Source organism: Cobetia sp. LC6 (assembly GCF_030264805.1).
Taxonomy (GTDB): domain Bacteria; phylum Pseudomonadota; class Gammaproteobacteria; order Pseudomonadales; family Halomonadaceae; genus Cobetia.
In genome coordinates, this window is the sequence record NZ_JASSPL010000002.1 from 298,605 (window position 1) to 310,382 (window position 11,778).

An 11,778-nucleotide genomic window follows, 5' to 3' on the forward strand; every position below is an offset into this window, starting at 1 on the left:
AGGAAGCTACCGAGCAGAATCAGGTCGGCGCGCGAAAGGCACCACTTGCCAGCAGGGGGGCCAGCAGCGGCCCCAGTTCCTGCTCGGGGTGCGCGTCCGCGAGCCGCGCTGCCGCGTCCGCCAGCGTCTCCCCCGCCAGCAGCAGCTCGAGCAGCAAGGCAGCGGCCTCACACAGCACCGCGACCTGCACCTCCAGCGCCGGGCGCGTGATCAACACCTGCTCCGGTCGTGCGATATCCAGCCCTTCAAGCGTCGCGCCGGCATGCTGATGGCGCTGCCAGATCTCGAGCACCGCATGTTCCAGGCGCAGCAGGCATGCTGCGGGGTGCGCCGAGAACCTGAGTTCCATCACTGCCTCAGGCGGCAACCCCGCCAGCTGTGTCGGCACCAGGGCCTCGGCGTCCGCCGCGTGATAGGCCACCAGACGAGCGGCCTCGAAGCGTGCCAGGTCCACCGCATAGAACGGCAGCTGAGCGGCCGACACCTGACGCGTCTCGACCAATGTGGTCAGGGTCGCGTGCAGGGTTTCGGCAAGCCCGGCCCCGTACTCCATCATCAGCGGTGAGCGTGGCAGATGCTGGCGAGAATGATCATGGGCCAGGGCCGCAAAGAAGCGCTCGCCCACCACCTGTCGGGTCACCGGGTAGGCCTCTTCCAACGCACTGATCAGGCTGGCCCAGACATTGTTGCGATAGACATCGAGGCGCTGCTGATGGCCTGCCTCGATACCGGGCAGCGCGGCATCGGGCTTAGTGAGTGCCTCGATGAAGGCGCGCTGCCAGTCGGGCTGGCGCTCAGCGCTGGCATGCCGCTCGAGAGAGCTCATCGGGCGCCCTCCATGCCGGAGCGCGTCAGCTGCTGCGCCCGTGTGCTGTACAGCAACGCCTGAGCGCGCGTGGTCTGCCCCAGCAAGACCTCCAGCGCCGGCACCTGGGTATCCCACTCAATCAGGGTCGGACGCGGCCCGATGCGATTGATGAAGTCGGCATACAGCTCCCAGACCTCATCACAGACCGGTGCGCCATGATTGTCGATCAGCAGGCCCTCACGCGTGTCCTCGCCATGCCCCGCCAGATGGATCTCCCCGACGGCGCGGGCCGGAATGGACTCCAGCCAGGCCGCGGGATCGATACCGATGTTGTGCGCCGAGACGAAGACATTGTTGACGTCGATCAACAGACCGCAGCCACTGCGCTCGACCAGGCGAGTGAGGAAATGCGTCTCGGGAATCAGTTCCGATCCCAGCTCGCGCGCATCGAAACGCAGATAGTGGGCGGGATTCTCGATCAATACCTGACGGCCCAGGGTGTCCTGCAACTGCATCAGGTTATCGCTGACCCGTGCCAGCATCGCGTCCGTCAGCGGTACCGGCAGCAGGTCGTTGTAGAAGTGGCCGCTATGGCCGGCCCAGGCCAGATGTTCTGACACGCTGGTGGGCGGGTGACGCTCGCAGAGCGTCCTGAGGCGCGCCAGATGCGTGGCATCCAGCGGGCGCTCCGATGCCAGCGACAGGCCGACACCATGAATCGAGAGAGGATACTCCTGCAGCGCATCCAGCCGGGCATGGGGGGCCCCGCCGGCGCCCATGTAGTTCTCGGCATGAATCTCGAGAAACCCCAGTGCCGGTCGCGACGACATCAGCTCACGCACATGCTGCGCCTTGAGACTGATGCCGACGGCCATCTCGTCGAGTGAGGGACAGGCCGCACCGAAATCCGGACTGCCGGAGGGAGGGAATGGCTGGTGCATGAAGACCTCTCGAGGCAGTGGACATCCGGTGGCGTGATGCCAGGCCACCGGACGTCAAGTTCGGGGGTACTCGGGGAAAACCGAGCCAGCCCGACGCGTGATGCTTACTTGATCTCTTCCAGGCTGCCGGTGCCATTGGGCGTCTCGATGGAGGTGCAGGTGCCTTCCGGCACCAGCTTCCAGGCATTGCCCTGATAATCGACGGTCGAAGTCCCGGCACACGAAGTGCCCGGGCCAGCGGCGCAGTCATTCTCACCGGCCAGCGACACGCCGTAGCACTTTTCCATGCCCGCCGCGTGGGCCGGGAGGGAGACGACAGCAGTAGACAGAGCGACAGCGGTTCCGAGCGCGGAAGCCAGGGCAAAAACGGTCTTGGCGGACTTGTTTGTCTTGGTAGACATGGGCACATCTCCTGAGAAAATGCTCTTTAATGAGCCAAACGTTATTTATCTATCACTTTCGCCCCTGCGCTGCGGGCTCAATCCAACTTACGGGGGGCTTGGGAAGATGGATGCAGAAAAGATCGAAATTATTGTCGCGACTCGACAATATCGCGCAGACCACACTCCCCTCACCGCATGCGGAGACGATACTCCGCGCTTGCGTTGACCTCGCCATGCAAAAACGCCAGCGGCCCCATGCAGGGGCCGCTGGCGTTGACTGTCATCTGCTGTCTGAGGGGCTGACACAACGGCTGTCTGCCGAGCTGTCGCCGATGAAGGCGATCAGCTATCGCCCTGCCACTTGCGCTCCATGAGCTCCCAGCGCGAGAGCGACGCAGACGCCTGGCCTGCCTCGGCATCCAGTGCTTCGGCACCCGAGGCTTCGGCGCCCGGCGACCCGGCGTCCGGCGACTCAGCGTCCGACAACCCGTCGTCCGGCGCTCCGGTGACACCCCGGCCTTCACTGGCTGCCGCTTCTTCGCTGGCAGGCGGTTCGGGCTCGGGCGCGGGCTGGCGATCTAGCGCCGGCGGCGCGGATGTCGATGGCTGATCCAGTGACTGCTCGGGTTGATGCAAGGTGTCACGCGACTGGCGCACCAGCGACTCCGGTAGCGGCTTCTTCATGCGCGCGCCGAGCTCCAGCAGCTCCTCGGCACGGTTGATCAGGTTGCCGCGCCCGCTGGCCAGCCGCTTCATGGCGGTATCATGCGCCTCACGCGTGCGCCCCAGCTGTGTGCCGAGTTCCTCGAGGGATTCGGCGAGGCCACGGAACTTGTCGAGCAGTGCTCCGGCGCGCTCGCCGATCACACGCGCATTGTCGTTCTGGCGCTCCAGACTCCACAGACTCGCCACGGTGCGCAGGCTGGCCAGCAAGGTGGTCGGCGTCACCATCACCACCCCCTGGGTGAAGGCGTCCTGGAACAGGCTGTCATCGTGTTCGAAGGCCAGCGCGAAGGCCGGCTCCATCGGCAGGAACAGGAACACGAAGTCCGGCGATCCCAGCCCCTCGATGGCGGGATAATTGCGCCGCGCAAGCCCGGTGACATGGCCGCGCACCGAGGACAGATGCGCGCGCAGTGCGCGTGCTCGCGTCACGTCATCCTCGGCGTTGACGTACTCGGTGTAGGCGGTCAAGGAGACCTTGGCATCGATGATCAGATGCTTGTTGTCCGGCAGGTAGACGATGGCATCCGGACGCTGGCGCCCCCCCTCGCCGGTGAATGACACCTCGCGCTTGAACTCGATGCCATCACGCAGGCCGGAGCGCTCCAGCACGGTCTCAAGAATCATCTCGCCCCAGTTGCCCTGCATCTTGCTGTCGCCCTTGAGCGCCCGCGACAGGTTGGCCGCTTCCTCGGTGATCTGGCGGTTGAGCCCCGCCAGCTGGTCGAGCTGACTCTTGAGGCTGGTGCGCTCACGCACCTCCTCGCCATGCAGCTGCTCGAGGCGCTGACGGAAGTCGCCGACCTGCTCACGAAACGGCTTGAGCAACTGCTCGAGCTGGGCGCCACTGGCGGCGGTGAAGCGCTGCTGGCGCTCCTCGAATACCTTGCCCGCCAGCTGCTCGAACTCCTGACTCAGGCGCTCGCGCGACTCATTGAGCAACGCCAGCTGCTGCTCGTGATGGCTGGCCTCCTGACGCTGACGCGTCACCAGCGAGGCATGGGTCTCGCGCAGCTCGGCGTAGCGCTCGGTCAGTGTCTCGAGACGCTCTTCGCGCTCCAGCAGCTGCGCCTCCAGCACTTCCTGCTGGCGGGTCAGGCTGCGTGCCAGCGTCTGCTGCTCACTCAAGGCGCGTGACTGTTCATCCAGGCGCCCCTGCAGCGATTCGCGCAGCGTGGCGAGTTGCTCCGTCAGGGCATCGCGTGCCTGGCGCGCCTCCTCCAGCGACTGGCTCAGATAGCGTTGCTGTTGCTCCGCCTGCTGCCCATCCAGCGCGGCACGCTGCTCGACCAGGGCCGCCCGCTGCTCGGCCTGTTGCTGACGCTCACGCGACTCCTCCAGCGAGGCCTGCCACGTCTGCTGCATCGATTGCTGCTCCTCCTCACTGCTCTCCTGCAGCGCACGGAGCTGCTCGCGGGTTCGCCGCCAGCCCAGCCCCAGGATCAACGACAGCATCAACAGCACGCCGACCAGCAACCACATCACGGCGGATGATTCAGAAAGCAGCGACATCGGGCACTCCATGGCCTGTGAAAACGCAGCGGGGTCACCCCCTTGAAAGTCAGTATCGCGCATCCATGTCTTGAGTGTCAGGGCACGAAAGGACGGGGATTGCCTGCCATCATCGAGCGGCGCCCACTGCGATGAGTGGCGCACGCCGAGAGCAGAATTCTCCCCTTCTCTGCCCAGCACGCTCGCAAGAGCCGAAGCACGGAAAGGAGATTCGCATGACACAGCAGACCGATCAGCAGACACGTCAAAAACTGCAAGGTAAGCGCGTGGCCATTCTCGCGACCCATGGCTTCGAGGAATCCGAGCTCGCGGTGCCGCGCGCCGCACTGCAGGAGGCAGGCGTCGAGGTAGACATCGTCTCGCCGGAGAAAGACGGCATTCGCGCCTGGGCCGAAACCGACTGGGGCGAGAAGTATCAGGTCGACACCCCACTCAGCGATGCCAGCGAACACGACTATCACGGCCTGGTGCTGCCGGGCGGCCTGTTCAATCCGGATACCCTGCGTCAGGACGAGAGCGCACTGAGCTTCGTGCGCAGCTTCTTCCAGGCCCACAAGCCGGTCGCCGCCATCTGTCACGCGCCATGGATCCTGATCGATGCCGGTGTCGTCGAAGGCCGTCAGATGACCTCCTTCCCCTCCGTCGCACAGGACCTGAAGAACGCCGGTGCCGAGTGGCAGGACAGCGAAGTGGTGTGTGACAGCGCGCTGGTCACCAGCCGCAAGCCTGCAGATCTTGATGCGTTCAACGCCAAGCTGCTCGAGGAACTGGCCGAAGGCAAGCACCAGCATCAGCACGCCTGAGGTCGCAAGTCAGAGATCCGCAAGCCAGAGATCCGCAAGCCAGAGATCCGCAAGCCAGAGATCCGCAAGCCAGAGATCCGCAAGCCAGAGATTCGCAAGCCAGAGAGCCGCACGCTCTGAAGCTTGAACCGACAGACGCCCCTGCCACTTCGGCAGGGGCGTTTTCGTTGTCTCAAGGGCGCAATCCGGTGCCTTGGTGGCAGAAGTGAAGTGTCCTCGCAGCACTGGCTGAACCACTCATCTCCAAGGTTCGTTGGCCATTGTGCAGCCGTGCATCTCAGAACCCTATTGCGAGCAATCACTTACGCTACAGGCAACGCAATCTGGACAACTCAGTACCACGACTACACACCGAGCGACGCACGGAGACATTAGCGAACGCCTTTCGTAAAAGGCGCTGCGACACGATATTCTGACGACAAGGATCCTCTTGGGTGACTGACCGACCATACGGGAGACCGCCCCATGCATATCTCGACCTTGACCACAGCCCTTGCCTCTCTGCTGCCCTCCCTGCTGCTGGGACTGACGCTGATGTTCGCCACGCCGACGCTGGTCGCCGCGGATGATCGCCATCGCGCACAGGGCCAACACGGCGAGCGCCACAGCACGCCGCAGAGTCGCCACGAGGCGATCAAGCGCCGCCACCTCAGGATGTTCGACGAGCCGCGCGTGGAGCGCCATCACTCGCGCCAGCATTCCCGGCAGCACTTTCGTCAAGATATCCGCCGCCATGTTCCCAAGCGCCGCTACTATCAGCATGGCCGCCATGAGCACGACCGCTACCGCCCTTACTACTACCGGAACCATGACTCAGGTCGGCATGCTATCCGCCGCTACCATAACGGCGTGAGCATCGGCATTCCGGCGATCCGCATCAATATCAACTGAAGCCGCGCACTCTCATCAGGCCAGGCCAGGCCAGCGCCTGATGCCCAGACATGACGACGCCCCAGCAGGCTGGCCTGCGGGGGCGTCGTTCGTCTACGTGATGCGTCTTGCCTGAGAATTGCTCAAGCGGCCCTGGCAGGCTCGGCCAGTTCCGTGATCAGTCCCTTGAGCACCTGCCAGAATTCACCGACCGACTCGACCTCGACCCGCTCGCTGGGCGAGTGAGCACCGCGGATCAGCGGCCCGAAGGAGATCATCTCGAGCTGGGGATACTTGGCCCCGAGGATGCCGCACTCGAGCCCGGCATGGATGACCTTGATCTCCGGCGCGCGGCCAGTGACGCTCTCGTGCAGGCTGCAGAAGCGCGCCAGCAGCTGCGCATCCGGCGCCGGCTGCCAGCCTGGATAGGCATTCTCGGCCACGGTGGTCGCGCCGATCAGCGCAAAGAGCCCACGAATGCGTTGCTCCATCATGGTCACGGCATCATCGCGCAGCGAGCGCACCAGCGCGCAGAGATGGAAGCGCCCCTCGCGCAGCTGCACCACGCCGAGGTTGTTGGAGGTTTCCACCACGCCTTCCACCGCTGCACTCATGCGCTCGACCCCGTAGGGCGCAGCATCCAGCACCGCGACCAGTCGCTGGGTGTCCTCGACGGACAGCGCGTTCTCGGCGTTGCCGCGGGTCACGCTGAGCGAGACATCCGGGTCCGTCTCGCGCAGCTCGTCGCGTATCTGGGCCTCGAAGTCCGCCAGGCGCTGGCGCGCGGCGGCGACGCGCTCGTCATAGATCACCACGCCGACCGTGGCCTCACGCGGCAAGGCATTGCGCAGCGTACCGCCAGACCAGCTGACCAGACGCGGCTTGAACTCGGCCAGCGCGACCAGCGCGCGTGACATCAGGCGATTGGCATTGCCGCGGCCACGATGGATATCGAGTCCGGAGTGGCCACCGACAAGGCCACTGATGGTCAGCTCCAGCTCCGCTTCGGCATCCTTCAGGGATGAGGTGGCAAACTCGTGGGCGACATTGATATCCGCGCCACCGGCACAGCCGATATAGACCTGCCCGCGGTCTTCCGAATCCAGGTTGAGCAGGTAGCGCCCTTCCAGCCAGTTCTCGGCCAGATTCAACGCGCCGCCCATCGAGGTTTCCTCCTCGAGAGTGAACAGCGCTTCCAGCGGACCGTGCACGAGACTGTCATCTTCGAGAACGGCCAGCGCCGCCGCGACGCCGAGACCGTTGTCGGCCCCCAGAGTGGTGCCGCGTGCCTTGAGCCAGCCATCTTCCAGATAGGTATCGAGGGAATCACGCGTGAAGTCGTGATCACTGTCGCTGGCCGCCTGGGCGACCATGTCGAGATGGCCCTGCAGCACGATGCCCGCTGCGCTCTCGTGGCCTGGCGTGGCGGGCTTGCGCAGACGCAGGTTGCCGAAAGCATCGCGATCATGGGCGAGACCACGCGCTTCGGCCCAGTCGATCAGATAGGCCACCAGCGCGGCTTCATGCCCGGAAGGGCGCGGGATATTGCACAGAGTGCGGAAATGACGCCAGAGGATGGCGGGGTCCAACGTATCGATATGCTCATTCATGGCGAAGATTCCTGTTCTTGTCATCAGCGAGCATACGGAACAGCGGACGGGCGTGGCTAGTGGTTGTCGACACCTATCGATCAGCGACTTCGAATATGCAAGGATGACAATCATGATACTGCTGACAGATACATGCCATTCCCCACCCTCATCGGAGACTTTATGCCTCGCCGACTATTGCTGCTGACCGCCATCTCCGCCACTGCCGGCCTGCTGATGCTGAGTGGCTGCTCGCCGATTCCTGACATGCCCGGCCCGATCGGCATTCCGGGCCTCTGAGCCGCGACCGGCCGCGCTGCCCTTGCCTGATGCGCTAATCAATCGCTCTTTTCGATCAGGTGCCCGACGGATGCACGGCACCAGCGATCGCGCGCCTTGCGGCCCACGATGCCCTGCCCCTCGGCCCAGCTGACGAAGGCAGGCGCATCCTGTCCGCCCAGTGCCAGCACCAGTCCGTGACGTGACGCTTCATCGAGTCGTGAAGGCTCATCGAGTCGTGAAGGCTCACTGGCCTCGAGTACTGTCTCGAGCCACGGCCGCACCAGTGCCAGCCCCCCGCCACCACGGCAATACCAGTCCAGTCGCTGCGCGCATGCGGCTGGCGTCAGCATGGCCAGGTCAGTTTCACTTCCTCGCTGCCGCAGCCTGTCGGCCAAGACGGGCGGCAAGGCGTGCAGCTCATGCTTGAGCAGGCTGGGCAGCAGACGCTGGAAGTCCTGTTGCAGCGCCCCGAGCAAGGCATCCTGCGTCAATTGGTCTTGCGGCGCTGATGCATCACTCCCGCTCTCGCCGATGGCCTTGCCCATCATCACCGCGTGCTCGCCACTGGCGGCATCGCGCTTGAGGCCCATGCGCAGCGGCACGAAGCCCTGCGCCTGCCAGAAGGCGACCAGATCGGCCTCGGCCCCGAAGCTGGTGCCGAGTCGCGTGACACCTGCTGCCAGTGCCTGCTGCTCGAGCGCCTTGAGCAGGCGCGCGCCCTGACCACGCCGCCACAGTGCGGGATGCACCGCGATGCGCAGCACCCGCCACCAGCGGGCTTCAGCGGCGCTCTGGTGGCCTGCATGCGCCGCCAGCGACTGTGCCAGCAGGTGCCCACGCGGACGCCGCTTGCCGCACCAGATGTCATGCGCCAGGGGCGTCGGGAAGCCGCCCTCCTCGACGGCGGCCACCACCCCCAGCCAGGCATCACGCCCAGTCGTGTCATCGCGCTGACGAATCGCCATCAGCGTGAGCCCCGGCGTGTCGAGCAGCTGGCGCAGGTCCGCCGGTGCAGTGCGGTAATGCGCCTGCACCAGCAGGCCGAACAGCTGCCGCAACGCCGCCTCATCACGCGCCAATGCATCACGCTCCAGTACGACAATGTCGCAGCCCTCCAGCCACTGCTGAGCATTCTTCGCGCATGGCTCAGGCAGCTCAGGAAGCTCCGGCGGCTGCGCCGAGAGCAGCAGCAGATCATCGGTCAATGCTTCCAGCGGATCGCCGGGCGCCCAGCGCACGGGCGTCGTCATCTCCAGCGCCTGCCAGCCGGGACACTGGCGCTCGAGATGATGGCGAAACCGCAGCTGGAAGCCGCGCCCGGTGCCTTCATAGCCATGCACGGTGGTGGCGAAGGCGATGCGCGGAAAATTCGCCAGATAGCCTTTCAGCAAGGGGGTGGGGATGGCGGCAGCTTCATCGACGAACAGCCGCGGCAGTAGCTCATCGTGACAGGCAAGGCGAGCCGCCTCGATGGCATCCGGTGCCAGAAAACGCAGCTCGCTGCCGGAAGCCGTGTCGTCGTCCGCCTGTCCAGCCGGCAAGCGAAAGACATTGCCCTCGCGCTGCCCTCGGGGCAGCAGGGCCGCCAGGCGTTCGAAGATCGCGCTGACCGCCGCAGGGCGCGGTGCCGTCAGCCAGACATCCTGTCCCGCTGCCAGACAGCGCGCCGCCGCGATGCCCAGCGCGCCACTCTTGCCACGCCCGCGATCGGCACTGACCACCACGGGTCGCGCAGGTGCCAGAGCCTCCAGCGCAGCCACGCTGGCGGCCTGGTCCTGCGTCAGGCAATCGCTGTCGGCGATGGCGTCTGATCGTGCTGCCTGATTGCCGCTATCCAGCGACGGCGCAGGCAAGTGTCCGCCCTGTGGCCAGTGCAGCACATTGGCGTGGGATGAGAGGCGGCGTGCCAATCGCGACAGATAGCGCGCCGTCAGCTGTTCACGCTCGAAGGGCCAGTGGGCCAGGCGCATGTGATCGCCATCCGGCGCTGGCGCTGGGTCTGTCGCGGCCCAGGTGGCAGGTGTCATCAGTACCAGCAGGCCACCCGCTTTCAGGGTACCGGTAACGGCACCGAAGGCATCAGGGTTGAAGCCAGTCGCCGGCTGCGCCGCATCGAAGATGACCAGTGACTGCTCACCGCCCAGCTGGGTGGCAGCCTTGGCCATCGTCAGCGCACGCACCGGCGGCGCGACCGCTGTCGACAAGGCTTCACCTGTGCCCAGCCACAACGGGGCAGCCTCACGCGCTGGCCATAGCTCGCAGAGTGCCTGCGCGGCGCCGGAGGGGTCATCGCCACTGATCCACAGGCAGGCACGCTGGCGCCGCGCGAGCAGATGTTGATGCAGCGCTCGGCACCACGCCTCGAGGGCGGGCAGGTCAATGCAAGCAGGAGAATCTGAAGGAGGAATCGTCATGTCGCGCAGCATGCCGCATGGCAGCGCGTCAGACCAGATGGGCAGACCGGATGGCGCGAGAAACTCGCGAGGCAGCCGTGTGGCAATCGTGAGGCTGTTGCAAGAAAGCCGCGATCTGCCCGGCGCTGCCGCCCGGTCTGTCACCCGCCCTCGTTACTTGAGAACAAGCTCATATTCACACAACGTCCCGTTGCAAGATGAGCAACGCAAGCGGCGCAGGGATGAGAATAGTTATATTTAGGCTTATCGGGATAATGAAGCTCCACTTCCCATCATTGCGAGTCCCCCCGATGCCACAGCGTCACTCCCTCACCACTGCTCTGCCCCGCGCGCTCAAGCCTTGCCTGCTCGCCCTGAGCCTGGCGGCAACGTTCGTGGCGGGTCAGGCCTCGGCACTGGAATACCCGATCGGCACGCCGGTCAAGGAAGGCGGCATGGAAATCGCTGCCGTCTACCTGCAGCCGGTGGTGATGGCCCCGGCCGGCAAGCTGCCGGCCAACCAGGCCGATATCCACCTGGAAGCCGATATCCACGCGCTGATGGAAAACGACAACGGCTTCGCGCCGGGCGACTGGATTCCCTATCTCGGCATTCACTACACCCTGACCAAGCAGGGTGGCGAGACGCCGATCGAAGGCGAGCTGGTGCCGATGATCGCCAATGACGGCACCCACTACGGCAAGAACGTCAAGCTGGATGGCCCGGGCAAGTACCACCTGACCTTCGAGATCCAGCATCCGGACATGCCGCGTCATATCGACAAGGAAACCGGCGTCGCCGAGTGGCCGCAGACCATCACCACCGACTATGACTTCGTCTATGCCGGCGTCGGCAAGAAAGGCGGCTACTGAGCGCCGCTCTGCCCTTTCTGCATGCCCCTGAATGTCTGCATTCCGTGAGGCGGCCTTTGCCGCTTGCTCCTTCGATGGCCGCCTGTGCTGACCTGCACTCGCGGCCATTGGTCGCTCTACCGCCAGCGCCTTGTACTGGTGTCAGTGTGCGCTTTTCCTCATCGTCCGGAGTGTCCCATGCGCCTGACCGCTTTCTTGCCCTCTCGCCTGCCCTGTCGCCTACCCCCTCGGGCAAGCGCCCTGCTGCCCGCGCTCACCAGGTTGCTCGTCGCCCTTTTGCTCGTGGCCCTGCTGCCTCGGCCGGCAGCCGCCGGCGACATGCCGTCCTACGACCTGACCCTCGACAACGGCAAGCTCATCCCTGAGGTCCTTGAGGTCAAGGCGGGCAAAAAGTTCGTCATCCAGCTGCACAACGCGGGCAATACGCCGGCCGAATTCGAGAGCAACTCCCTGCGCAAGGAGAAGGTGCTGGCGCCGGGCGTGAAGTCGTTCGTCGTCATCCATCCGCTGCGCGCGGGCAGCTATGACTTCTTCGATGATTTCCACCTGCCGGACGCGCGTGGCAAGGTCGTCGCCGAATAAGCTCGGCCACCCTGTGCCAA

At 65.0% G+C, this 11,778-nt stretch carries 10 protein-coding genes; 4 read left to right on the forward strand and 6 right to left on the reverse strand.

Annotated features, from left to right (window positions below):
• Positions 1-19 precede the first annotated feature (19 nt).
• The 4 genes from QQF40_RS04605 to QQF40_RS04620 all read right to left on the reverse strand — a co-directional run bounded on the left by QQF40_RS04605 (position 20) and on the right by QQF40_RS04620 (position 4,367).
• Complete coding sequence (locus QQF40_RS04605; RefSeq protein WP_285460578.1) at positions 20-826, reverse strand: HvfC/BufC N-terminal domain-containing protein; 807 nt, start codon at positions 824-826, stop codon at positions 20-22.
• Complete coding sequence (bufB, locus tag QQF40_RS04610; RefSeq protein ID WP_285460579.1) at positions 823-1,749, reverse strand: MNIO family bufferin maturase; 927 nt, start codon at positions 1,747-1,749, stop codon at positions 823-825. The genes QQF40_RS04605 and bufB overlap by 4 nt, the downstream gene beginning before the upstream one ends.
• A 104-nt stretch (positions 1,750-1,853) precedes the next feature.
• Entirely contained in the window at positions 1,854-2,150 is a 297-nt protein-coding gene (locus QQF40_RS04615) for a BufA1 family periplasmic bufferin-type metallophore (protein ID WP_175090049.1), read from the reverse strand.
• A gap of 324 nt (positions 2,151-2,474) precedes the next feature.
• A complete protein-coding gene (locus QQF40_RS04620; RefSeq protein WP_285460580.1) occupies positions 2,475-4,367 on the reverse strand; it encodes a DNA recombination protein RmuC in 1,893 nt (630 codons plus the stop codon).
• A 215-nt stretch (positions 4,368-4,582) separates the two neighbouring features.
• On the opposite strand from QQF40_RS04620, the gene QQF40_RS04625 reads away from it, so the two are divergent.
• Both QQF40_RS04625 and QQF40_RS04630 read left to right on the forward strand, forming a co-directional pair.
• On the forward strand, positions 4,583-5,170 hold the full coding sequence (locus QQF40_RS04625) for a type 1 glutamine amidotransferase domain-containing protein (RefSeq protein WP_285460581.1): 588 nt from the start codon (positions 4,583-4,585) through the stop codon (positions 5,168-5,170).
• 465 nt (positions 5,171-5,635) lie between these two features.
• A complete protein-coding gene (locus tag QQF40_RS04630; protein WP_175090050.1) occupies positions 5,636-6,061 on the forward strand; it encodes a hypothetical protein in 426 nt (141 codons plus the stop codon).
• Between the two features lie 122 nt (positions 6,062-6,183).
• On the opposite strand, the gene QQF40_RS04635 is transcribed toward QQF40_RS04630, so the two are convergent.
• Both QQF40_RS04635 and QQF40_RS04640 read right to left on the reverse strand, forming a co-directional pair.
• A complete protein-coding gene (locus tag QQF40_RS04635) occupies positions 6,184-7,650 on the reverse strand; it encodes an aminoacyl-histidine dipeptidase (protein ID WP_175090051.1) in 1,467 nt (488 codons plus the stop codon).
• A 317-nt stretch (positions 7,651-7,967) separates the two neighbouring features.
• Entirely contained in the window at positions 7,968-10,325 is a 2,358-nt protein-coding gene (locus QQF40_RS04640) for a tRNA(Met) cytidine acetyltransferase TmcA (protein ID WP_285460582.1), read from the reverse strand.
• A gap of 290 nt (positions 10,326-10,615) precedes the next feature.
• Here QQF40_RS04640 and QQF40_RS04645 point away from each other — a divergent pair, with 290 nt between their 5' ends.
• The gene (locus QQF40_RS04645) at positions 10,616-11,176 is read left to right on the forward strand and encodes an iron transporter (protein WP_285460583.1); all 561 of its coding nucleotides are present in this window, start codon (positions 10,616-10,618) and stop codon (positions 11,174-11,176) included.
• A 177-nt stretch (positions 11,177-11,353) separates the two neighbouring features.
• Complete coding sequence (locus QQF40_RS04650) at positions 11,354-11,758, forward strand: cupredoxin domain-containing protein (protein WP_285460584.1); 405 nt, start codon at positions 11,354-11,356, stop codon at positions 11,756-11,758.
• Positions 11,759-11,778: the final 20 nt, after the last annotated feature.